The following is a 24022-nucleotide window of genomic DNA, read 5'->3' on the forward strand; positions in this document are numbered from 1 at the left end:
ATTATGCATAGGGCATTGGAACTCCCCGGAGACATCGACCTGAGCGACCTATCCTACTTTCTCTATGCCCGGGGGATTCCCCATAAGGTCACAGAAGAGTCAGGCAAACAGGTGGTCTGGACTGAGAATGAGGAAAAGTCCCGTATTGTCACCAGCCTTTACCAGCAGTGGCAGTCCGGTGATTTAAAAGTGCTGGCAGCGCCCCCCAGGGCCGGTGTGAATGTGGGTGCTTTGCTAAAGAGTATTCCCTGGCAGAGCGTACCGGTCACCTTGCTGTTTATGGTGGCCTGTATGGTGGTCGTGCTGATCACCCGGGCCGGTGCCAACTGGCAGGCAATAGCCTGGTTCTCCTTTATTCCCTTCGAGGTGGCTAATGGTTATCTCTACTTTGGCAGTTTTGGCATGGGGCTTGAGCGGGGGGAGTACTGGCGGTTGATCAGTCCGATCTTTCTTCATTTTGGCCTGAGCCATCTGGCGTTCAATATGCTGGCTCTGTATATTTTTGGCAGTCGGCTGGAGACTCGTCAGGGGGGCATTCATCTACTGGCCATCATCGTCTTTACTGCGGTGATTTCCAATGTTACCCAGTACTTCTGGGCTGGGGATGATACTATTTTTGGCGGCTTTTCCGGTGTGGTGTATGGCCTGATGGGGTATTGCATGACCCGGGAAAAGGTAGACCGGAACTGGCAGTTTGGACTCCCGCCGTTTTACTACGGCTTTATGCTGACCTGGCTGGTGGTGGGTTATACCGGCGTTCTGGGCAGTATTGGCTTTGGTAATATGGCCAATGCCGCACATACCGGCGGCCTTGTGGCAGGTTGTCTGCTGGGTGCCATTGCCGGTTTGCTGTTTAAAGAAAGACGCTTTATAGAAAAGGATTGAAAAGGATTCGATACCATGCAGTTAGATGCTTTTCTGGAGAAGATGACGCCTGCTATCCATCAGGCATTGAAGCTGGCCCTGGAACTTGGTAAGTGGCCTGATGGACGGGCCATGACCGAAGAAGAACGGGATGTCAGCCTGCAGGCGGTGATTGTTTATGAACACGAACACCTGCCAGAGTCACAACGGGTCGGCTATATGCCCGGCAAGTGCAAATCCGGTGGTACATCTTCTAAAGAGGACAGCTCTGCTGAAGAGGCCACCATCCTTCGTTTCAGGAACTGAAGACTCTCTATTTATGTTGATGTCGCTCTGTTGGTTAATAACAGGGCCGTTCTTACCCTACACAAGAGTACAACTGTGTCCGAAAGTACCATCACCGGATCGCTCAGCAAAATGCATTCAGACCTGTTGACCGGGACTGACAACAGCAAGAGCCAGGTTACCTACCAACTGCCCGTTGGCGATCAATTGCTGCCATTGAATGAGCTGCTGGGACAAAAGTTGTCCATGCAGTACCAGGGGGAAATTCATTGCTGCCACTGTGGCCGGAAAACCAAAAAGAGTTTTAACCAGGGCTTCTGCTATCCCTGTTTTAAAAAGCTGCCCCAGTGTGACAGCTGCATTATGAGCCCGGAAAAGTGCCATTATCATCAGGGCACTTGCCGTGATCCCGCCTGGGGAGAAACATTCTGTATGACAGATCATGTCGTCTATCTGGCCAACTCATCCGGTTTGAAAGTTGGCATTACCCGGGCAACCCAGGTGCCAACCCGCTGGATTGACCAGGGTGCCACGCAGGCCATGCCATTTATTCGCGTGGCGACCCGTCAGCAATCGGGGCTGCTGGAAGTGATCTTCAAGGAATTTATCAATGACCGGACCAACTGGCGGGCTATGCTGAAGGGGCCCGCTGACCCTCTGGACCTGCAGGATACCGCCCGGGAACTGTTGGACATGAACCATAGTCGGATTACCGCATTGCAGGAGCAATTTGGCATTCAGGCGATACAACCTTTGGCAGGTGTCAAGTCAGTAGATATCGACTCTTCTGCCGTACTGAATATTGATTACCCGGTGATTGAATACCCCGCCAAAGTCACATCCCGATCCTTTGACAAGGAGCCGTTGATTGAAGGTACGCTATTGGGTATCAAGGGACAGTATCTGATTTTTGATAATGGTGTGGTCAATATTCGTAAACATGCCGCCTATGAGGTGAGCGTGGCTGTAAATTAATCACAGTCCCTGTGCAAACGCTTATGAAAAAGACAACAGGATGGACAAGATGAAAGACTCGCAACCAAAAGCGATTTACCTGAAAGATTATCAGGCACCTGACTACTGGATTGATCAGACCAACCTGACCTTTGATCTCTTTGAAGACCATGCGATGGTTACCTCAGTGCTGAGTATTCGTCGTAATCCTGATAATCCCTCAGCCAGCGCTGCAGAAAACGCTCGGGAGAACATGCTTCCTGAGCTGGTACTGGTGGGGGATGACCTTGAACTTCTTTCTCTTGAAATTGATGACCAGCCATTCACGGACTTCAGGGAAGAGGATGGTTTTCTCAGGATTGCCTCACCCACAGAAGCGTTCACTTTAAAAACCGTCTGCCGCATCAAGCCCCAGGAAAACACCTCCCTGGAAGGGCTCTATAAATCCAATGGTATGTTCTGTACCCAGTGTGAGGCAGAAGGTTTTCGCAAGATTACCTACTACCTGGACCGTCCTGATGTGATGTCCCGGTTTATCACCCGAATCACCGCCGACAAGGCAGCGTATCCGGTGCTTCTCTCCAATGGTAATGATATTGAACGTGGCGAACTGGACCATGGCAGGCACTTTGTCACCTGGGAAGACCCCTTCAAAAAACCAAGTTACCTGTTTGCTCTGGTCGCGGGTAATTTGCAGTATGTGGAAGATCACTTTACCACCATGAGTGGTCGTGAGGTGAAGCTGAGGCTGTTTACCGAAGCGCACAATATTGACCAGTGCGATCATGCCATGATCTCTCTGAAGAAATCCATGAAGTGGGATGAACAGGTCTATGGTCGTGAATACGATCTGGATATTTTCATGATCGTCGCCGTTGATCATTTCAATATGGGGGCCATGGAAAACAAAGGGCTGAATATCTTTAATTCAGCCTGTGTGCTGGCCAGCCCGGAAACGGCGACAGATGCCCGCTTTCAGCGGGTTGAAGCGATTGTTGCCCACGAGTATTTCCACAACTGGTCCGGTAACCGGGTGACCTGCCGGGATTGGTTTCAGCTGAGCCTGAAAGAAGGTTTTACCGTGTTCCGGGATTCGGAATTTTCCGCGGATATGAACTCCCGGGGGGTAAAACGCATTGAGGATGTCAATATTCTCCGTACCGCCCAGTTTGCCGAAGATGCCGGGCCAATGGCGCATCCGGTAAGACCTGAGTCGTTTATTGAGATTTCCAATTTCTACACCGTCACCGTTTATGAAAAAGGGGCGGAAGTCGTACGGATGATCCATGGTATTCTCGGGCCAGAGGATTTCCGCAAAGGGTCAGATCTTTACTTTGCCCGCCATGATGGTCAGGCCGTGACCTGCGAAGATTTTGTCAAAGCCATGGAAGATGCTTCTGGCCGCGACCTGGGGCAGTTCCGTCGCTGGTACAGCCAGGCAGGTACTCCAGTACTTAAGGTCAGTGATGAATACGATGAAGAGAACAGGCAGTACCGGCTGACCATTGAGCAATCCTGTCCCGCGACACCGGGGCAGAAGGAAAAGCTGCCGTTCCATATTCCGGTACGTATTGGCCTGCTGGACGGAGAAGGTGAGGATCTGCCGCTTAATAACGCCGGAGACACCGATCAGGTAGTGGATGTCAAACAGGAAAAGGAAACATTCACCTTTGAAAATATAGAAGAGCGCCCACTGCCTTCTATATTAAGAGGGTTCTCTGCGCCGGTGCGGGTCAGGTATGACTACTCCCGTGATGACCTGCTGTTCCTGATGGAAAACGACAGCGATCACTTTAACCGTTGGGATGCCAGCCAGCGTCTGGCCAGTGGTGTGATTGATGAAATGGTGGCGGCCCTGGAACAGGGCAGGGAGTGCAGCCCGGATGAAAGCCTGATCAAGGCGTTTGGGACGGTTATCACCGATGAGTCACTGGATCTGGCGGTAAAAGCTGAGATGTTGTCATTGCCATCGGAAGCGTCCCTGGCGGAACAGGCGATTGAGGTTTACCCGCAGTTTATCCATCAGGCACGCTTGACCGTCAAGAATGCGATTGCCTCTGCGCACCGTGAGTCGCTGGAAACTCTGTGGCGCTCTTTAAGCATCAATAAGCCTTACCGACCTGAAGCAGAAGATATTGCTGAACGCACGCTGAAAAATATCAGCCTGTCCTATCTGACCAGTCTGGATGATAAAGGCATGTTGGCGCTGGCGGAGCAACAGTATCACGGCGCGTCCAATATGACCGATCGTTTTGCGGCACTGGTCAGTATCGTTAATGCTGGCTGTCAGAATCGTGAGCTGATTGACGAAGTGCTGGCGGATTTCCTGGAACGTTATCAGGATGATACCAATGTTATGGACCAGTGGTTGTCGGTACAGGCCGCCAGCCCATCACTGGGAACCCTGGAACATATTCTGGCACTGATGCAGCATGAGATTTTTGATGCCACCAGTCCGAATAAACTGCGTTCTGTGCTGGGTGGTTTTGCCGGCAATATGAAGCAGTTTCACCGTGTGGATGGCCTGGGGTATGAGTTTCTGACGGATCAGCTGCTGGATCTTGATAAGAAAAACCCGCAGATTGCTGCACGGCTGATGACGCCTTTAACCCGCTGGCGTAAATTTGAGCCTGGCTGTCGTGAACGTATGCGTAAGGCATTGGAGAGAATTAAAGCAACGCCCGGCCTTTCTTCTGATGTTTATGAAGTAGTCACCAAGAGCCTCTGAGGTTTCGATTTAAGCCGGCTTCCTGAATAAGGTGCCGGCTTCCACAAGAATTCGCCCCATTCGTCCGGCGGCACAATAGCAGCGCTGGTTACATGACCCCAGCTTTTGGCATGTAAATCGATGGCAATGATTAAGCCGTGCGTTTCCACACCAGCTTATCGGCGAAGTCACCATCGGTGGCGCTGAGGGTTAGCAGGTCACCGTCAAACTCATACTTTCTTTCCAGAACAGTACCTGTCCACTGGGGTATCAGACTGTTTTTAATATGGTGTTGTACCATATCTCCGTTCACAGTAAATGGGCCACAATAGGCAACATAACCCATGCCGGAGCGGCAGAAGAGTTCTTTCAGTCGATCAAACTTCTGTTGTTTTTCAGCGGTCAATTCTGGTGCCTGGATACCTGCCGGGGGGGCGAGTTGCATACGAGCGGCAAACAGATGGCGACGATCCTGCGGTACGGGTGGACGATCTGTTTCCATCAGTGTGGCTGATACCCAACCGTTTTCAGTGTAGATAATATGGCCTTCGGAATTACCGTCAAATGGGTAGACAACATAGCCGGATGGTTTGTGGGTAACGGACCATTCCTCAAGAGCCCAGACGCCGACAAAGTCGTTAGTGTCAATCATTCTGTGTTCTCCTGCCAGGGGCTGTTGCCACCTTGGTGCCTTGATAGGACGAGCTGTTTATTATTCATGACAGGTGCCTTTTTTTATTGTTTTTTGCAAATATAAAACCGTTGGCTCGGCTAAAGCAGCCGTATACTAACACAAATTGCCGTTTATTATGCTCAACAGCCGCTGACAAAGCTGGTTGCTATCGGCAGCGATACCCTGCAATGAACACAACATGTTCAAGCGGGCAGATGGCTTTTTTTATCCACAATCGTTTTATTTTCACTATCTGCACCCGGATATACTTCGCTGTTCAATAATGTTTGTTTATACTCGTCTCACTAAAAAAATAATATAAAAAGAAGGGAAGTCGTATGCCTGTTGCCATTCTGTCTTTCGTATTACTGTCTGTTGCAATCTTGTCAGCCGAATCGGTGTATGCCTTACCTTCAAAGTCTCCTGTTGACCGCCCGGCGGTCCAGTCCATAAAGGCAGCCAACAGTCTTCTACTGGATGTGACCCGCACTGATGGTGGTGTAAGGCTGGTTTCTGTCGGTGAGCGTGGTCACATTGTCTACTCCGATGATCACGGGGTCAGCTGGCAGCAGGCCAGTGTGCCAACCATGCAAATGCTGACGGCGGTGCACTTTCCCTCAGAAACGATTGGCTATGCCGTCGGTCACGATGCCATAGTACTGAAGACAGAAGATGGTGGCGAAACCTGGCAACAGGTGTATGTTGATCGTGAGGCAACAGTACCACTGCTGGATGTATGGTTTAGCGACAGCCTTCACGGCTTTGCCGTGGGTGCGTACGGTTACATTATTGAAACGGTAGACGGCGGCAGGAGCTGGGAATTTATCGATGACCGTATCGCCAATGACGATGAGTTTCACTACAACGCTATTAACGACGATGGTCAGGGCAACCTGTTTCTGGCCGGTGAGGCCGGTATCCTCTTTCGCTCTTCTGACGCGGGCCATTCCTGGGTAACTTTGGAGAGCCCGTATGAAGGTTCCTGGTTTGGTGTAAGTGGCGGGCATGGTCGTGTTCTGGTTCATGGTTTGCGGGGGAATATTTATCAGAGTGCGGACCTCGGGGAGACCTGGCAACCACTCAGCTCCGGTACCGATCAAACCCTGTTTGGTTCCACCAAACTGACCGATGGCAGTATTGCGCTGGTTGGCAATTCCGGGGCGGTACTGACCGGGTCTGGCGCGGAGCTGGCTTCAGGTACCAACAGTGGTCTGTCGGTTTCACACCGGCCGGACCGGATGACACTGAGTGCACTGGCACCCAGCAGCGATGGGTTTATTGTGGTTGTTGGCCAGGGTGGTGCCTACCGGATGACCCTGGAAGGCAGGGTGTTGGAGTAAAAACAGCTTTAAACGGTTTTATATTGTACGACTGTGAACGTGTTTGAACCAGACCATAAAAATAATTAAAAAATCCGGGGCAGCCAGTTATGTCGTCTTTTCATCATTCATCCCAATCCTCTCTATCCAGAGAAGGCAGCGAACCAATAGTGGAACGGATGATTTTCAATAATCGTCTGCGGGTTTGCCTGTTGTTCCTGCTGGTATCACTGTTTCTCACCTGGCAGCTGGTGACCGGACTGCGGATGGATGCCAGTTTCCAGAAAATGGTGCCACTGGAACACCCTTTTATCCAGAATATGCTTCGTCACATGGAAGAGGGGGGCAACTCCGGAAATACCATTCGCATAGCGGTGGCTCCCCGGGATGGCGATATTTTTTCCGCTGAGTATATGGAGTTGCTCAAGCAGATTAATGATGAAGTGTTTTATCTTCCGGGGGTTGATCGAAGCAATCTGAAGTCCCTCTGGACGCCATCGGTTCGCTGGATTGAAGTAACGGAAGAAGGCTTTACCGGTGGGACGGTGATTCCTGACACCTATGACGGCAGTCGGGCCAGCCTGGACCAGCTTCGGGAAAATATTCTGAAATCCGGCCAGGTCGGAAGGATCATTGCCAACGATTTCCGCTCCAGTATCGTCAGTGCCCCGTTGTTTGAGAAACATCCGGAAACCGGCGAAAGCCTGGATTACCAGCACCTTTCTGCCCAGCTGGAAGTACTGCGCAGCAAATATGCGGCACAGGGTGTTGATCTGCATATTACCGGAATTGCCAAGATTTTTGGGGATCTGTTTGAGGGTGTGAAAGCCATTGTCTGGTTCTTTATTATCGCCCTTGGCGTTACCAGCCTCCTGTTATTCCTTTATTCCCGCTGTCTGAAAAGCACTTTTATTCCGCTGTTGACGTCCATCATAGCGGTGGTCTGGCAGATGGGTCTGTTGGCTACCCTTGGCTATGGTCTTGATCTTTACTCGGTCCTGGTGCCTTTTCTGGTGTTTGCCATTGGCGTGAGCCACGGTGTCCAGATCATTAACAGTATCAGTGCCGAAACGGCCCGGGGGGCAAACGCCCTGACCGCTGCCCGCCGGACATTCCGAACCCTGTATATTCCCGGTATGGTGGCACTGATTTCTGATGCCATCGGTTTCCTTACCCTGCTGGTGATTGATATTCAGGTGATTCAGGATCTGGCGATTACCGCCAGTATCGGGGTTGCGACCATCATTTTAACCAACCTGGTTCTGCTGCCTGTGCTGATGTCGTTTATCACAGTCAGCAAACGCTCCGTTGACCATGCCAGAAAGAGCCAGCAGAAGGAGTCCCGGGTCTGGCAAGTGGTCGCCAAACTGGCCAGCCCGAAGGTAATGCCGGTGTCTATCCTGATTGCCCTGCTGGGCTTTGCTGCGGGCGCTTACAAGGCAACTGACCTGAAAATTGGTGACCTTGACCCCGGTGCCCCGGAGTTTCATCCGGACTCCCGCTACAACCTGGATAACCTGTTTATTAATAGCCATTACGCCACCAGTGCCGATCTGTTCGTCACCTATCTGGAAACTCAGCCCGAAGGTTGTAGCCGTTATCCGGTGATGGATGCCATCGACCGATATATGTGGCATATGGAGAATGTGCCGGGGGTTCAGTCTGCGCTCTCGCTGGTCACCGTGTCCAAGCAGGTGATTAAAGGGCTGAATGAAGGAAGTTTGAAATGGCAAAGCCTCTCCCGTAATCCTTATGTGCTGAACAACTCGGTGGGGAATGCGGCTGCACTGTTTAATGCCGACTGTTCCAGTGCACCGATTATCCTGTTCCTGGATGATCACAAGGCCGAAACACTGGAGCGGGTGGTTCAGACAACTCAGGCGTTTGCTGCTATCAATAACACCGAAGAGTTCCAGTTTGTGATGGCCAGCGGTAATGCCGGAGTAGAAGCGGCCATCAATGAGATTATTGCCCAGGCGCAGAATAAAATGCTGTTCTGGGTGTATGCGGTGGTCAGTATTCTCTGCCTTATTACCTTCCGTTCTGTGAAAGCGGTGCTCTGCATTATTATTCCACTGGGGCTGACTTCGGTGCTCTGTCAGGCGCTGATGTCCTACCTTGGGATCGGTGTGAAAGTGGCGACCCTGCCGGTTATTGCCCTGGGTGTGGGGATTGGCGTGGATTACGGAATATATATCTACAGTCGTTTAGAGAGTTTTATGAGGCAGGGTATGTCTCTGGAAGAAGCCTATTACGCAACGCTGAAAATAACCGGTAAGGCTGTCACCTTTACCGGGGTGACACTGGCCATTGGGGTCGGTACCTGGATCTTCTCGTCGCTGAAGTTTCAGGCGGATATGGGGATTTTGCTGACCTTTATGTTTGCCTGGAATATGGTTGGGGCTATTTGGTTGTTGCCTGCTTTGGCCAGGTTGTTGCTGGTGCCTCGGGTTGGGGGAGGGGTTTTGGCTGAAACATAAAAAAGTTGGCAGTGGGCAGTTGGCAGTGGGCAGTGGGTAGGTTTTTGTTGGGTAGTTATTTGTTGGTGGTTCATTGCTTTTCAAATTGAAACAAATGTATTAGTATCCGATCACGAAAAGTCACACGACATTCGCACAATAATAAAAATGCACCTTAAGATGTGCCTGAAGGGAATTACTAATGAAAAAAATCAATCAATCCCTCTTTGCCCTGTCGACACTGACACTGGCCATGCAGGCTGGTGCTGCTGGTTTTGCTCTGAATGAATCATCAGCGGCTGCAGCAGGTACGGCTTATGCGGGGCGGAACTCCAATGCGCAAGATGCTTCTATTTTGGCGGCTAACCCTGCGGGAATTGCACTGCTGGAAGAGCGGCAGGTGACTGTGGGTGGCGGTGTGGTTGTGCCAAAAGGTGATTTTAAGGGTACAGGTACCACTCCTTTAGGACCTACTAGCAGTAGTAACGATGAGTTTTTGAATACTTCTGTTATCCCATTTGGCTATTTCTCAATGCCTGTGGATGATCAGCTCTCGTTTGGTTTCGGTATATATGCGCCATTTGGTTCGTCCACAGATTATGATGACGACTGGGCAGGGAAATATTTTGCCGATGAAACTCAAGTTACTATCGTTAATTTCCATCCAACAGTCGCCTATAAGTTTTCTGATCAGCTCTCTTTGGGTTTAGGTGTTTTCGCTACCTATGGAGAAGGAGAACTCAGCCGCTTTGTTAACCCTCTTTCACCCACTGATAATGTTGTGATCAAAGGTGATGATGTGGCTTATGGCTGGAATATTGGTGCGATTTGGCAGCCACAAGAGTCAACATCCATGGGTGTTAGCTATAGATCAAGTATTAAGCTGAAGCTAAAAGGAGATGCTACTGGAACTGGTTCTATCTGGAATGCTTTAGGAGGTAGTGCAACGGAGAAAGCCAAGCTAGACATAACCTTGCCAGAGACCCTGGAGTTCAGTGCTACCCACGAGCTGGATGATCGGTGGACAGTAATGGCCGGAGCAACATGGACTCGATGGAGCCGGTTTGACAAGCTGGTCATTAGTTCTGATCAAGGAACTGGCCCTGTTTCTGGAGGTGATCCTTCAGATGCAGCAGTAATAACATATGTACCTGAAAACTGGAAAAATGTGTGGGCGTTCGCTGTTGGCGGTAGCTATAAATATGATGATAATCTCACCTTAAAAGCAGGTTATGCATTTGATCAAAGTCCAGTTAAAGATGAGTTCAGAACAGCTCGGATTCCTGATAGTGATCGTAACTGGCTGACACTTGGTGCCAAGTATGAGTTGGGCAATGACTGGACGGTAGATGCTGCTTATGGATATATGTTCGGATCCAAAGTAGAGATTGATGAGAAAAACTATCGATCTAATGGAAGCCCCGCAGGAAACCTGAACCTCAAAGGCGAATACAACAACACCGCCCACGTATTCAGCGCATCGGTAACCAAACGCTTCTAAAACCAAAGGGGCTTGTCTGAGCCTGTAAAAGTGATTGTAAAAGAAAAGCCCGGCCGTCGCCGGGCATTATTTTTTCTGCGGGTGGTGAATTTGTTGACTACTTTGTTGATATGAATAAATTAACAAAAGAAATCCCATGGGGGGGTATGAGTGCTAATGTATACACCTGCTTCACTTCAGCTCACCCTGGCGGCGCAGTCACTCCCTTCCGATAGTGAGATTGCCAGTGGCAAACAGGTATCTTCAAGGGCTGAAAAAAATGCTGGTACGTCTTTTTCAGGTCATATAATCAATGATTTCTCAGAGGCATGTTCAGGTACATCGACGTTAATGCCTGACTCAGATGGTGTTGCTGAAGCAAAGTTGGAAACCCCCAGTGACGAGCCAATAGTTTGCCGTTCTGTTACCTCTGCTGACGAGCTTTGCAGGAGAATCCGCCTGTTGACTCATTCAGCTTCCAGACCGTCCACCAGTGCAAATATTTCGCTTCCGGACATAAGAGAAGAGTGTGCTCATGATCCTCAGCCAGATATGGTACAGAAAAAGTATGTCCAGAATTTACATGGAAAATACGATTTCCAAACGCTGCGCATTAGCTTGATTCGGCAACATTTACACCAGGCACTGGAACCATTGCTATCTCTGTTGGCTGAGGACAAAAATGTAAACGGCGTCGTCAGGCATAAGGAGGATCCCCTTGTCGTATCCGTCGATATGGGGGCTTATAATCAGGGAAAGCTCCCTTCCTTAGGGCCCCATTTTGCTTCTCTGCTTATATACGAGGCTGATGATTCCCGCTACCCCTATGTATTCTGGGATACTGAAGGTTGCATTACGGTTAACAACTTGCTTCTGATCCGTTACAGTACGCCGGCTTTTTAATTGCCTGTTGCCGTTAAAAAACCTGTTCCCGTTAAAAAACCTTCTCGTTAAAAGAATAACGCCGCAAAACACCCGCAAACGGTCATTACCAGCAGTAGCTTTTTCAGTGTGTCTGGTTTGGCCTTAATGGCAAACTTTACGGAAAGATGTGCGCCAATGATATAGCCGATGGACAGAACCAATGCCGGAATCCAGGCCACCTGGTCACGGGCAATAAAGACGACCAGGGCCACTACCGTAAAAGCCAGGGTGCAGACCAGTTTCAGGGCATTGCCCCGCACCAGATCGTAACGGAGAACGCCACATACCGCCGCCAGCAAAATAAAGCCGACACCTGCCTGCACAAAGCCGCCATAGAATCCGGCTATGGCCAGGCCGACCCACGATTTCGGTGAGTCTGCCACTTTCAATGGCACAGTGCCTTCAGGTGGAACAATCATGGCTGGCCGCAGTACCATAATCAGGCTCATGGTGACCATGGCTCCCAGCAGCATGGGCTTTAATGCCCACTCCGGGCTGTAAGACGCGGTCACTGCCCCCGCCAGACCTCCCGCCAGGGTAGGGATCATCATGGGCAGAATCTCTCCAGTCTCCAGACGATTATGTTGCCTGAAGCCCAGGGCACCGGTCAGGCTCTGCAGGAAAATGCCAACCCGGTTGCTGGCATTGGCAATATCAGCGGGCATGCCCATGACCATCAGGGCTGGCAGCGTCAGGTTGGAACCTCCCCCTGCCAGTGTGTTGATGATGCCTGCCAGTATGCCCAGTGTAATCAGTATTGCGGATGATACTACCGTGACTTCCATAAATCGTTCCTGTTGTCGCCTTTTTGTTCGGGGAACCGAGGCTTTGTCAATTAAGTAAATCTATTAGGGGTATTCTTTTAATTAATTTTGATGTTCGATGGTTTGGCCGTAATCTTTATCACGTGAAAGACAAACGTTAAACCAGAAAACACTCTCCAAGAGAAGCGAAAAGGAAAATCAAATGACTCAATCTCTGATTAACACTGTGATCAAGCCATTCAAAGCCACTGCTTTCCACAAAGGCGAGTTTATCGATGTGACCGAACATAGCCTGCTGGGCAAGTGGTCAGTGGTCTTCTTTTACCCGGCTGACTTCACCTTTGTCTGCCCAACGGAACTGGGTGATCTGGCTGACCATTACGAGAAACTACAGTCCCTGGGCGTCGAAGTGTACTCCGTGTCAACGGATACCCACTTCACCCATAAGGCATGGCATGACAGCTCTGAAACCATCAAGAAAATCCAGTTCCCGATGATCGGCGATCCAACCGGCACCATCACCCGCAACTTCGGTGTGATGATTGAAGAAGACGGCCTGGCACTGCGTGGCACCTTTGTAATCAATCCTGAAGGTGAAATCAAGGCCATCGAAACCAACGACCTGGGCATCGGCCGCTCAGCCAAAGACCTGGTGCGTAAGGTACAGGCTGCCCAGTACGTCGCTGAGCATGACGGCGAAGTTTGCCCGGCCGCATGGCAGCCAGGTGAAGAGACTCTGGCACCGTCCCTGGACCTGGTTGGCAAGATCTAAGTAATAGATTACCGCTGATAGCCTGCCCGGACAGCCTGTTCGGGCAGGGCTCAAAGGCTGACCAGGAATACTGAATAAACCGTTGTTCAATATTCCTGGTCAGCTTTACAGAGGCTTGTCTGAGAAGCCCGGTCAGAACAAGCCTGATCGAAGCAAGTAAGACACCATTTTTATCATAAACAGGGGTGCGACCATGCTCGACACAAATATGAAAGTCCAGTTACAGAGTTACCTGCAAAACCTGAAAACAGCCGTTGAGCTGATGGTATTTCTGGACGACAGCGATAAGTCAGCGGAAATGGCCGCCTTGGCCAACGACATTGCCAGCCTGTCTGACAAGGTATCTGTCACCAAATCAGACAGCAGCAATGAGCGCAAACCCTCCATGCTGGTTCGCTCGGCGGCAACGGGCAGTGAAATCCGCTTTGCCGGCCTGCCCATGGGCCATGAGTTCACCTCCCTGGTACTGGCGCTGCTACACAGTGGAGGTCACCCCATTAAGGTGGATGATTCCGTGGCAGAGCAGGTAAAAGCACTGGAAGGTAACTACCGCTTTGAAACTTACGTTTCCCTCAGCTGTCAGAACTGCCCGGATGTGGTGCAGGCGCTGAATATCATGTCAGCCCTGAATCCCAACATCACCAATGTGATGATCGATGGTGCCTTGTTCCCGAACGAAGTGGACGAACGGAAAATCATGGCCGTACCCTCGGTTTACCTGAACGGTGAACTGTTTGCCCAGGGTCGTATCTCTCTGCAGGAAATCCTGAACAAGCTGGATACCGGGGTAGCAGCGCGTCAGGCCGAAGCCATTGCTGAAAAAGCACCGTTTGATGTGCTGGTGGTTGGCGGTGGCCCTGCCGGTGCCTCTGCTGCCATCTACAGTGCCCGAAAAGGCATTCGTACCGGTATTGTGGCGGACCGTTTCGGTGGTCAGGTGATGGATACCGTTGGTATTGAAAACTTTATCTCCGTTAAGGCGACGGAAGGCCCTAAACTGGCCGCAAGCCTGGAAGAACATGTCCGCGACTATGACGTGGATATCATGACTCAACAGCGTGCCAGCCGGATTGTGGCGGCGGAGCAGGTCGGTGATCTGATTCAGGTTGAGCTGGAAAGTGGGGCAACATTGCACAGTCGCTCACTGGTTATCGCTACCGGTGCCCGCTGGCGGGAAATGAACGTGCCCGGTGAGCAGGAATACCGGGGTAAAGGCGTCGCCTATTGCCCACACTGTGATGGCCCGCTGTTCAAAGGGAAAAAAGTCGCCGTCATTGGTGGTGGTAACTCCGGTATTGAAGCAGCAATCGATCTGGCAGGTATTGTTGAACATGTCACTGTTCTGGAGTTCGACAGCAAACTGAGAGCAGATGAAGTGCTGCAACGCAAGGCCCGCTCCATGGGTAATATCGATATCATTACCGAAGCACTGACCACTGAAGTGCTGGGCGATGGTGAGAAAGTGACCGGACTGCGTTACACCGACCGGGCAACGGATAACAGCAATACAATTGAGTTGTCGGGTATTTTTGTCCAGATTGGCCTGGTACCTAACGCCGAGTTCCTCAAGGGCACTCTGGAGTTAAGCCCACGTGGTGAGATTATCACCGGTGCCCAGGGGGAAACGTCTCTGCCCGGCGTGTTTGCGGCCGGTGATGTAACCACCGCACCTTACAAACAGATCATTATTGCAATGGGCGGTGGTGCAAATGCGGCGTTGGGTGCCTTTGATTACCTGATCCGGACGCCAGAGCCACAGCAGCAGAAAGCGGCTTGATTGTCGGTACTTTGGTATTTTGACATAAAACTTTTGAAGTTGTCATAAAGCTTTATTTTTGACCAAACAGACCTCGGTAACAATACTTCACGTGTTGTATAACCGAGGTCTTTTTTTATGTACTGCAGAAAACCCGGGAAATCCAGGGTTAACAATATTCATGTCGACGACAAATAAACAACCATATTTTGACTGGCCAACCTTGTTTCCCACGGTTATGTATTTCAGGGCTTTTTCACATCATCAAATTGTCTCGACACTGTCTAGACAATTGCACTGGAGCAATTTTCTGGAGCTGATCTACCTGAAAGAGCCGTTGGCACGAGACTTTTATGTGCAAATGTGCGGCATTGAGCGCTGGAGTGTTCGCACCCTGCGAAAACAGGTGGGAAGCTTGCTTTTTGAACGGACTATGGCTGCAAAACAGCCCGAAAAGTGCTTGAGGCGCGACTGAATGCCCTGCAAGAAACTGGCAGTATAGAGCCCGAGGTTTTGCTGAAAGACCCTTATTTACTGGATTTTCTCAATCTCAATGACCGCTACCTGGAAAAAGATCTTGAAGATGCCATTTTGTTGCGGGATATGGAGCAGTTTCTATTGGAGCTGGGCAAAAGCGGTATTCATGTGGCTGACTATCTGACCAGCCTGCCTCCCAGAGAATTACTGGAAGCCCGGTTCCAGCAAGCCATAAACAACGCTCGCCAGCGTCTGGCCAATAAAACCAGTGAGTCGTCTTCATGAGCATGGATGTCAGCAAAGAGATCGAGTTCCAAAATGACATTATCGCCCGAATGCAGGCCAATGGCTGGCAGCTGGGCAAGCCGGAACATTATGATCGGACGACAGCACTCTATACCGCCGATGTACTGTCGTTTGTTAAAGGCACCCAGCCCAAAGAGTGGCAGAAGTTCTGCAAGGTTTATCTGCAGGATTCTGAGGCGCACTTTATCAGGCATCTGGAAGGCACAGGCAGTGTTCAAGTAGAGCTTCTGCAATTGCTGATGCTGTTTTGCGGCAGCTTAAGTAATAGGTTTTATCAAAACCGTCCAGCGTTAATACAGTGCGTGCTGTTTTGTCATGATTAGCAACTCAATATTTTCATGATTGATCAGTAATGGTCTATGTTTATTTGGATTATAAAAAAATTATTCCAATTGCATGTAAAGGTTATATTGATATGAACACTGTAATAACCAAACAATCCGTTCCAACAAGTCAACCCGATACAACAAGTCAACCCGTTATAACAAGTCAACCCGTTCCAACAAGCCAACACATGCTGCAAAAAGTAAGTGAAAGCCGTGTCAAAAAGGCCGGTAACTGCTTGGCCAATACCGGCGGTGGAGTATTTTTTGGCTGGGTGTGTGCAATGTATTGGGGCGCTAGCTATCCTGCACCCATACTTACCGGGGTACTTGTCGGCTGCTTAGCTACCAGTGGCTCCGAAACAATAACAAAAATTTATAACAGAGTCATAACTTCAAAACCCCCGGCCGAGCAAGCACCTGAAACGGTTTGAACATTTGTTATGGGTTATTGCACCGGTTGACCGGTATGGAGTTCCAGACCGCCTGACACCGGCAGGTTAACGCCATTGCAGGAGCGGGAGGCATCGGAGGCGAGGAAGTACATGGCCTCGGCCACCTCTTGCGGGGTGCAGATGCGTCCTAGGTGGCTGACCGAGAATAGACTGCCCTACTGCGGTGGCAGCAAATTGGTCTAAAAATCCGCTTTTGTTCGGCAAATAGCCCCGCTATTCACCTCACAAAACCGAATTTTTATCCTCAATTTTCTGCCATTCTCGTTACGGGCGCTATTCTCGGTCAGCCTCCCAGGGGGTTAGCCTGGTTGAACTGATCGACGACATCGGTCGGGTTGGCCAGAAACATCGGCGTTGCACTGGCAGAAGGGCAGACATTATTCACCCGAATATTGTACTTGCCATAATCCAGGGCCATTGCCCTGGTCAGATTGACCACCGCTCCTTTTGCAGCATTATTAGCGGCCATGTTGTAGTCACCGTTCAGTTCGGACACCGAAGCGGTGTTGACGATAGTACCACCGCCGTTGGCAATCATGGATGGAACAAAGTATTTACTGGTCAGGAAAATGGATTTCACATCCACAGCGAACAGCGTGTCCCAGTCCTTGTGAATGGATCTGAGTCAGCACAGTGTCACCTTAAATACAGAAAAAACTTTTACAGCTCATTAGATTTTTTGACGCACGCGTCTAGTATGGTTCTACCTACAACAAATTGGCTGATGTTATGGATCCAGCAGCGCTTTCTAAAAAATCACCTGACATGTTGTCTGATGTAGTTAGCTCATCCAGAACAGTTGATACTCGTCTAGCCAGTACACCAGAAGTTAGAAATACGGCAGTTTATGGCAGGTTTTCCATAGCACGAACTTCTGATGCGCAGCCAGTCCATGGCGTGGATAGTGTAATACCCATGGTACCACAGGTAAGGGAACTTTCCCCTCTTTACATGTTTGGTTACGGAGTTTCAAGTGTCGATAATATACCAAGGAATTTGTCCCTGTATAATCATTATGCCATGGCCCCGGCGCTTGACCATTATCACCTGGGAGTACAGGCAGGGTTTGATATGGGCTCTGTTTACCGGTCACCTTATCGGATTGCTACTTCTACCCAGGTAGTGGATGTGGGTGGGGAGCCTTGTTCGTCAGCTTCTGCTGATACGGTAAAGAGCAAAGCTGATACGGTAAAGAGCAAAGCTGATACGAGCGAAATGGATGCCCAGCCAGTAGAACCTGAGTTTCTGGCACGTAGATTGCGGACCACCTTTCAGGATTGGCAACTTCAGAAACTTAATAATGCTTTTAAACGCAACAAGTATTTAACAACGTTTCAAAAGTATTCATTGGCTTCAAAGTTGAAGGTAAAAGAATCACAGGTACAAATATGGTTTCAGAATAAAAGATCGGCCATGAAAAAGCAGGCCTCTTTAGCCAGAGAAAGCAAAAGTGCTCGGTCTGTCACGGCATCGAAAGCAGCTGCTTCCCGGGTCCGTTCGACGAAGCAGCCAATGCCTTCAGCATCACGGCAGGAAGTTGGTGCTCAGCAGAGATATGAATTACTGCGCGAGAGGAAAGTAATCAGCTCGGCTATGGCTCAATCACCAGATGAAGCGTTGCAGTTAATATCAGCGAATCTCAAAGATATTCCTCAGGCACAATCTCCCCTTTCACTTGCTGACTATAGTCAATCCGGCAGTTCCGGGCCCGGACTTCCTGCAACTGCTCCAAGGGTTGAATTAACTGATGCTGATGATGAGTCATATTCTTTCACCTCAACTGAAACATGAGCTGGCAACTAAACGTCAACAGGCTTTACAGAATAACTTCTACCTGTTGACTGGATTTTTTGATGCTTGTATCTATTACCTATAACTAACTGGCTGATTTCATGGACCCTGCAGTGCTTTCCCCCGACCAATCTGGCACATCGTTGCGTGGCGCAGTTAGCGCATCTGAAAATGCTGACCCTCGTTCAGCCTCTGGACCAAAACCTGAAAATGCGACTTTCTGCGGCAGGTTTGCTGCAGCCCATCCTGATACTGAGCCAGTTTATTCCGGGCAAGAACCAGTTTGTTCTGTGGATGGATTATTACCCTGGACGTCACAGGCAAGGGACTTTATTGCGCTGGATAGATTTGGTATGGGAGTTGCCAGTATTGGTAATGTGTCAAGGAATATTCCCCTGCTTGACCAGCCTGCCATGGCATCAGCGTTTCCTCCTTATCACAATAGGCATCAGGGACTGGCTGGGCCTGATATGAGTTCTAGTCCCTGGCCTTTTGACCGGGCCGTTACTTCCACCAGAACAGCGGATGATCCGGTAGGAAGTTGCCAATCAGTTCCTTCAGGGAAGATAACGAGCCAAGCTGATACGAGTGAATCATATCCCCGGCAGGCAAGCACGGAACCTGCAGTACTCAGAAAACGATCATATGTGCCTGAATGGAAAGCTAAACAACTTGATAAGGCATTTCAATGCAGGGCTTATGTAACAATCCAGGAACGAGCTTTTCTGGCTTCAGAGCTTGATATGACAGAAGAGGAGGTTAAATTATGGTTTCAAAATAAAAGAACGAATATTAAAAAACGGTGTTTGTTGGATAGTGTAAAAAACAGCGCTCAAAATATGATGCCATCAAGAGCGGTTTCACGGGCCTTGGGGGATCAACAGCAAAGTGCTTCATTGCCCTGGCGTGGGTTTGGTGTGAATCAGACATATACATTATCTTGTGAGAAGTATGTAATCAGCAGTACTGTGGCTAAATCACCAGTTGAAGCGTTGGAAGATATGTTAGTACACATCGAAAGGAGTCCCGCAGTACGATTTTCCCGTTCAGTCGCTAATTACTGCCAATCCAGGCTTGCTCAACCTGAATCCTCTGCAACGACTTCAAATACTGCTCCGGGGAACTGAATAAGGTTGGTAATAAGCCAACTGTCGGCTTATCCATGATGGGCGACTGCAAAGGGAACACCAGGTGGCTGATAGCCATCTGACCTTTCTCACTGAATCAAGGTAAGGTAGCACTATCTTCATTTTCCACAATCTTCACAATGGCATCAGGGCAAAAAGGATTTCTTTTAAGTCGGCAGAGTTCAGACCGGCGTAATCAGACGGAAATGGTCTTCTGGGTAGTGACTGATGGGCAACCGGTATGCCTGTGATAGATAACGAGCTGGCCATCTTTTTTCTGCCAAGTCTGCTTTTCAGCAGGCTGAAGCATTACTGCTCCATGCTCAGATAACCTTTACCTTCCTGCCGTTTGTTGATATGGATTTTGACAACATCATCACGTCACAAACCAGTCTGTTTTAAAGTGTCAATTTGAGCTTTCACCGGTAGGTGTCTATGTTCTGGGGAGTCCATTTTATTTCCCCGGGGTGTTGGTTTCATGCCCAATCTTGCTGATTTCCTGTTCCGGAGCGCTGCTGTTTATCCCGATAAAACCGCCATTGTTGCGGGTGAACGGCGTATCAGTTATCAGGTATTAAAAGATACGGCAGCCACTATTGGTCAGGGGTTGCAGCAAACAGGTATCCGGCCCGGTGACCGGGTGGCGGTCAGTTGCCCGAATATTCCCCAATTCATGATGGTTTATTACGGTATTCTCAGTGCCGGTGCGGTTGTGGTGCCGTTGAATATTCTGCTGAAGCCAAAAGAGATCGCCTATCATCTTACCGACAGTCAGGCTGTCGCCTATCTGTGTTTTCAAGGTTCGGATGAACTGCCATTGGGGCAGTTTGGACTTGAAGCCTGTCAACGGGTGAGCAGCTGTGAACACTTTTTTGTTATTACCGTAGACCTCAGCCAGGATGAATGGCGAGGTGAGTCCACGCTATCCGCATTGCTATCCGGCGGCTCAATGGCCGACCCGCAGGACAGGGCCCCGGAAGATACTGCCGCCATTCTCTATACGTCCGGCACCACCGGACGGCCAAAAGGTGCTGAGCTGACTCACTATAACCTGTCGATGAATGCGCTTATCTGCTCGGCCTTATTGATGACCGGTGTCAATGATAGTCATCTGGTGGTTTTGCCGTTGTTCCATAGTTTTGCCCAGACGGCCCATATGCTCCATGCCGTGGCATCAGCATCCACCATGGTGTTGATGGTTCGTTTCGAGGCATTGACAACCCTGAAGCTGCTGGCGCAGGAGCAGATCAGCTATTTCGCTGGTGTACCCACCATGTATATTGCCCTGAATGGTGCGCAGGCGGAGTTGTCTGCCGGTGAACGACAGGCCATTACCGATAAGTTGCGGTTGTGTGTCAGTGGTGGAGGCCCTATGCCTGTAGATGTTTTGCAGGCATTTGAGGGCAATTTCAACGTCACCCTTCTTGAAGGTTATGGTCTCTCGGAGACGTCGCCGGTCGCCTGTTTCAATACTCTGGATCAGGCACGCATTCCCGGCTCCATTGGTCGGCCGATTCCCGGTGTAGCACTGAAAGTGGTTGACGATGAGGGAAATGCTCTGCCTTTTGGTCAGGATGGTGAGCTGGCCATTCGTGGTCATAACGTGATGAAAGGGTACTTTAACAAGCCGGAACAGACGGCAGCGGTGTTGCAAGATGGCTGGTTCCGAACCGGCGATATTGCCCGCTGTGATGAAGCGGGTAACTACTACATAGTAGACCGGAAGAAAGATCTGGTTATACGTGGCGGTTTTAATGTTTACCCCCGTGAGGTTGAGGAGGTGTTGCTCGCTCATCCCGATATTATGCAGGCGGCGGTCATTGGGGTACCTGATGATTATTACGTTGAAGAGATTATGGCCTGCCTGATCCTGCGTGAAGGTTGTGAGCTGTCGCCGGAATTGGTGAAGACCTGGGCACGGCAACAGCTTGGGGACTACAAATACCCGCGCTATGTACGGATTTTTCAGGAATTCCCGCTCAGTGCCACGGGTAAAGTATTAAAGAGAGCGTTGCGAGAGCAGGTGAAGGGAGAGCACTTACGGTAGACATTAAAAAGTAACCGGTTTTCTGACATGAATTCCTTAATGTCTACCCTGAGAGGGAGAGCATAAAGGGCTGTAGTCTTCGTTGTATTGACAGTTTTTTATGGCAATGGGCCGGTTTGTCTTATTAACCTTTCGCTATTTGGTGGTTGTTGATTTAAATACCGGGGTAGGACTGACGGGCGATTTCTGTGAAAATAGCCGGTTTTTCATCACAGCACCCAAGAATCCATGCCCACACCGAAAACCGCACCGGACCTTTTCTCCTATCCCAAGTACTGGGCTGAATGCTATGGCACGTCGCCCTGGTTGCCCATGTCCCGTAAAGAGATGGATGCGCTTGGCTGGGATTCCTGCGACATTATTATTGTGACCGGCGACGCCTATGTTGACCACCCCAGCTTTGGTATGGCGGTGATTGGCCGTTTCCTGGAATCCCAGGGTTTTCGGGTTGGGATTATTGCTCAGCCGGACTGGAGCAACCCGGAAGATTTCAAACGGCTGGGCAAGCCAAACCTGTTCTTCGGTGTGACTGGCGGCAACATGGACTCCATGATTAACCGCTACACTGCCGACCTGAAAGTGCGTAATGACGATGCCTATACACCGAACGCACAGCCGGGCAAGCGACCGGACCGGTCGGTGATCGTCTATAGCCAGCGCTGTAAGGAAGCATACAGTGATGTTCCGGTGGTGCTTGGTGGTATTGAAGCCAGTTTGCGTCGTATTGCCCAGTATGATTACTGGAGTGATGAAGTGCGTCGTTCCGTATTGATCGATGCCACCGCCGATATTCTGCTTTATGGTAATGCCGAGCGGGCGCTGGCCGAAGTGGCGGATCGATTGGCGAAAGGCATGACCATTCGGGAGATTGATGATATCCGGGGAACCGTGGTGATAAAACCGGCGCTGCCTTCCGGCTGGACTGAAATTGATTCATCACGGATTGACTGGCCCCGGGATATTCAGTCCCTGGAAGAAGCTTATGGCCTGAGCCCTTATGCTGAGGTAGAAGAGACGGTTTGTGATAGCAAAACCGGCAATCAGCCTGAGTCAGCGGGTGAGAATGACGTGCAGCCGGTGCGCATTATCCCCATGCCTCTGCATCGCAACCAGCAGCTGGACCCGGCCTCCACCTGCATACGGTTGCCATCATTTGACAAGGTGCGCAAAGACCCGGTGCTTTATGCCCATGCTTCCCGGGTACTGCACCAGGAATCCAACCCCCATAATGCCCGGGTGCTGGTACAGAAGCATGGCAACCGTGAACTCTGGGTGAACCCGCCACCCATCCCCCTGGCAACCCCTGAGATTGATGGTGTGTTTGGCCTGTTTTACCAGCGTCGTCCACACCCGTCTTATGGCAATGCCAATATTCCGGCCTACGAGATGATCAAAACCTCGGTCAATATCATGCGTGGCTGTTTTGGAGGGTGTTCTTTCTGTTCCATTACTGAGCATGAAGGTCGTATTATCCAGAGTCGCTCCCATGAATCGGTGATTGCCGAACTGGAAGATATTCGGGAAAAAGTACCGGGCTTTACCGGGCAGATATCCGACCTGGGTGGTCCAACCGCCAATATGTACTATCTCAATTGCAAGGATGACAAGATCCAGGCCAGTTGTCGTAGACTTTCCTGTGTCTTTCCGGGGATTTGTAAAAACCTGAAAACCTCCCACAAGAAGACCACAGAGCTGTATCGGAAAGCCCGTGCCCTGCCGGGTATCAGGAAAATTGCCATTGCCTCCGGCCTGCGCTATGACCTGGCGGTGGAAGACCCGGAATATGTGGAAGAGCTGGTGACGCACCATGTGGGTGGCTATTTAAAGATTGCCCCGGAACATACGGAAAAAGGCACCCTCGATCTGATGATGAAGCCGGGGATGGGCACCTATGACGCCTTTAAAAAGATGTTTGAACACTTCTCCCAAAAGGCAGGTAAAAAACAGTATCTGATTCCTTACTTTATTGCCGCTCACCCCGGCTGTGAAGATGAAGATATGTTGAACCTTTCTTTATGGCTGAAGAAAAACAAGTTCCGTGTGGATCAGGTGCAAACGTTTTATCCATCGCCCATGTCGCTGGCCACGGCCATGTATTATGCCCAGAAGAATCCGCTGAAGCGGATCAGCTACAAAAGCCCCCGTTTGTATACGCCAAGAACATTGGATCAGCGTCGTTTGCAAAAGGCCTTTCTCCGTTACCATGATGCGAAAAACTGGCCCTTCCTGCGCCAGGCCCTGCGGGATATGAATCGTTCCGACCTGATTGGTTCCGGTAAGCATCAATTGATTCCGGAAGAGGAAAACAAGGGGCAAAGAAGATCTGGCCAGCGGATACAATCGCAGGGTGATTTCCAGAAAGCCCGGGGCGGTCAGTGGGATAATCGCAATTCCAGAACATCAAAGAGTCCAACATCCCGGCAGAAAAAAGGTCGGGGCAGGTAAACTTAATGACCGTTTAAATATCTCCCGGGCATGGGAATGAACATTGTGTACATGGTTTCAATGAGTTTGACGAGCACAATCTCCGTTCACCCTG

The 24022-nt window shown here is 50.1% G+C and carries 21 protein-coding genes and 1 pseudogene; 18 read left to right on the forward strand and 4 right to left on the reverse strand.

What is annotated here, in order from left to right; genetic code table 11:
• Nucleotides 1–3 precede the first annotated feature (3 nt).
• The 4 genes from ACO6UY_RS06490 (at nucleotide 4) to pepN (ending at nucleotide 4831) form a co-directional block, all read left to right on the forward strand.
• Nucleotides 4–885: a rhomboid family intramembrane serine protease gene (locus ACO6UY_RS06490; RefSeq protein ID WP_422489417.1), complete on the forward strand. Its 882-nt coding sequence runs from the start codon at nucleotides 4–6 to the stop codon at nucleotides 883–885.
• Between the two features lie 15 nt (nucleotides 886–900).
• Nucleotides 901–1170, forward strand: coding sequence for a YeaC family protein (locus tag ACO6UY_RS06495; RefSeq protein WP_101747473.1), 270 nt, complete (start codon nucleotides 901–903; stop codon nucleotides 1168–1170).
• A gap of 75 nt (nucleotides 1171–1245) precedes the next feature.
• Entirely contained in the window at nucleotides 1246–2124 is an 879-nt protein-coding gene (locus ACO6UY_RS06500) for a DUF2797 domain-containing protein (RefSeq protein WP_422446079.1), read from the forward strand.
• Between the two features lie 49 nt (nucleotides 2125–2173).
• A complete protein-coding gene (gene pepN, locus ACO6UY_RS06505) occupies nucleotides 2174–4831 on the forward strand; it encodes an aminopeptidase N (protein WP_422460702.1) in 2658 nt (885 codons plus the stop codon).
• Nucleotides 4832–4961: 130 nt separating this feature from the next.
• Here the strand turns inward: pepN and ACO6UY_RS06510 are convergent, their stop codons facing one another.
• Complete coding sequence (locus ACO6UY_RS06510) at nucleotides 4962–5462, reverse strand: lipocalin-like domain-containing protein (RefSeq protein WP_422446075.1); 501 nt, start codon at nucleotides 5460–5462, stop codon at nucleotides 4962–4964.
• Nucleotides 5463–5821: 359 nt separating this feature from the next.
• On the opposite strand from ACO6UY_RS06510, the gene ACO6UY_RS06515 reads away from it, so the two are divergent.
• From ACO6UY_RS06515 to ACO6UY_RS06530, 4 genes are all read left to right on the forward strand, one after another.
• Nucleotides 5822–6823 carry a YCF48-related protein gene (locus tag ACO6UY_RS06515; protein ID WP_422489419.1) on the forward strand — a complete coding sequence of 334 codons (1002 nt, stop codon included), beginning with the start codon at nucleotides 5822–5824 and terminating at the stop codon, nucleotides 6821–6823.
• Between the two features lie 89 nt (nucleotides 6824–6912).
• Nucleotides 6913–9282 carry an efflux RND transporter permease subunit gene (locus ACO6UY_RS06520; protein WP_422460706.1) on the forward strand — a complete coding sequence of 790 codons (2370 nt, stop codon included), beginning with the start codon at nucleotides 6913–6915 and terminating at the stop codon, nucleotides 9280–9282.
• 181 nt (nucleotides 9283–9463) lie between these two features.
• The gene (locus ACO6UY_RS06525) at nucleotides 9464–10762 is read left to right on the forward strand and encodes an OmpP1/FadL family transporter (RefSeq protein ID WP_422460708.1); all 1299 of its coding nucleotides are present in this window, start codon (nucleotides 9464–9466) and stop codon (nucleotides 10760–10762) included.
• A gap of 156 nt (nucleotides 10763–10918) precedes the next feature.
• Nucleotides 10919–11644: a hypothetical protein gene (locus ACO6UY_RS06530; RefSeq protein ID WP_422446069.1), complete on the forward strand. Its 726-nt coding sequence runs from the start codon at nucleotides 10919–10921 to the stop codon at nucleotides 11642–11644.
• Between the two features lie 47 nt (nucleotides 11645–11691).
• On the opposite strand, the gene ACO6UY_RS06535 is transcribed toward ACO6UY_RS06530, so the two are convergent.
• A complete protein-coding gene (locus ACO6UY_RS06535; protein WP_422446067.1) occupies nucleotides 11692–12450 on the reverse strand; it encodes a sulfite exporter TauE/SafE family protein in 759 nt (252 codons plus the stop codon).
• A gap of 181 nt (nucleotides 12451–12631) precedes the next feature.
• On the opposite strand from ACO6UY_RS06535, the gene ahpC reads away from it, so the two are divergent.
• From ahpC to ACO6UY_RS06565, 6 genes are all read left to right on the forward strand, one after another.
• A complete protein-coding gene (gene ahpC, locus ACO6UY_RS06540) occupies nucleotides 12632–13201 on the forward strand; it encodes an alkyl hydroperoxide reductase subunit C (RefSeq protein ID WP_422446065.1) in 570 nt (189 codons plus the stop codon).
• Nucleotides 13202–13394: 193 nt separating this feature from the next.
• Nucleotides 13395–14978, forward strand: coding sequence for an alkyl hydroperoxide reductase subunit F (ahpF, locus tag ACO6UY_RS06545; RefSeq protein WP_422446063.1), 1584 nt, complete (start codon nucleotides 13395–13397; stop codon nucleotides 14976–14978).
• Nucleotides 14979–15138: 160 nt separating this feature from the next.
• Entirely contained in the window at nucleotides 15139–15432 is a 294-nt protein-coding gene (locus ACO6UY_RS06550) for a DUF1016 N-terminal domain-containing protein (RefSeq protein WP_422446061.1), read from the forward strand.
• Nucleotides 15414–15719 (forward strand): PDDEXK nuclease domain-containing protein, encoded by a 306-nt coding sequence (locus tag ACO6UY_RS06555; protein ID WP_422446059.1) that lies wholly within the window; start codon nucleotides 15414–15416, stop codon nucleotides 15717–15719. Before ACO6UY_RS06550 ends, ACO6UY_RS06555 begins: the two co-directional genes overlap by 19 nt.
• The gene (locus ACO6UY_RS06560) at nucleotides 15716–16063 is read left to right on the forward strand and encodes a hypothetical protein (RefSeq protein ID WP_422446057.1); all 348 of its coding nucleotides are present in this window, start codon (nucleotides 15716–15718) and stop codon (nucleotides 16061–16063) included. The genes ACO6UY_RS06555 and ACO6UY_RS06560 overlap by 4 nt, the downstream gene beginning before the upstream one ends.
• A gap of 29 nt (nucleotides 16064–16092) precedes the next feature.
• The gene (locus ACO6UY_RS06565; protein ID WP_422489420.1) at nucleotides 16093–16497 is read left to right on the forward strand and encodes a hypothetical protein; all 405 of its coding nucleotides are present in this window, start codon (nucleotides 16093–16095) and stop codon (nucleotides 16495–16497) included.
• Nucleotides 16498–16511: 14 nt separating this feature from the next.
• On the opposite strand, the pseudogene ACO6UY_RS06570 reads toward ACO6UY_RS06565, so the two are convergent.
• Both ACO6UY_RS06570 and ACO6UY_RS06575 read right to left on the reverse strand, forming a co-directional pair.
• A pseudogene (locus tag ACO6UY_RS06570) lies at nucleotides 16512–16643 on the reverse strand (SDR family oxidoreductase); the annotation flags it as partial.
• Between the two features lie 158 nt (nucleotides 16644–16801).
• On the reverse strand, nucleotides 16802–17134 hold the full coding sequence (locus ACO6UY_RS06575; protein ID WP_422446163.1) for an SDR family NAD(P)-dependent oxidoreductase: 333 nt from the start codon (nucleotides 17132–17134) through the stop codon (nucleotides 16802–16804).
• 113 nt (nucleotides 17135–17247) lie between these two features.
• Between ACO6UY_RS06575 and ACO6UY_RS06580 the strand changes: the two genes are divergently transcribed.
• The 4 genes from ACO6UY_RS06580 to ACO6UY_RS06595 all read left to right on the forward strand — a co-directional run bounded on the left by ACO6UY_RS06580 (nucleotide 17248) and on the right by ACO6UY_RS06595 (nucleotide 23928).
• Nucleotides 17248–18309, forward strand: coding sequence for a homeobox domain-containing protein (locus tag ACO6UY_RS06580; protein WP_422446053.1), 1062 nt, complete (start codon nucleotides 17248–17250; stop codon nucleotides 18307–18309).
• A 101-nt stretch (nucleotides 18310–18410) separates the two neighbouring features.
• On the forward strand, nucleotides 18411–19436 hold the full coding sequence (locus ACO6UY_RS06585; RefSeq protein ID WP_422446051.1) for a homeobox domain-containing protein: 1026 nt from the start codon (nucleotides 18411–18413) through the stop codon (nucleotides 19434–19436).
• 478 nt (nucleotides 19437–19914) lie between these two features.
• The gene (locus tag ACO6UY_RS06590) at nucleotides 19915–21483 is read left to right on the forward strand and encodes a long-chain-fatty-acid--CoA ligase (protein ID WP_422460714.1); all 1569 of its coding nucleotides are present in this window, start codon (nucleotides 19915–19917) and stop codon (nucleotides 21481–21483) included.
• 228 nt (nucleotides 21484–21711) lie between these two features.
• The gene (locus tag ACO6UY_RS06595; RefSeq protein WP_422446047.1) at nucleotides 21712–23928 is read left to right on the forward strand and encodes a YgiQ family radical SAM protein; all 2217 of its coding nucleotides are present in this window, start codon (nucleotides 21712–21714) and stop codon (nucleotides 23926–23928) included.
• Nucleotides 23929–24022: the final 94 nt, after the last annotated feature.

The sequence above is a fragment of the Endozoicomonas sp. ALE010 genome, from assembly GCF_049310165.1.
Lineage (GTDB): Bacteria > Pseudomonadota > Gammaproteobacteria > Pseudomonadales > Endozoicomonadaceae > Endozoicomonas.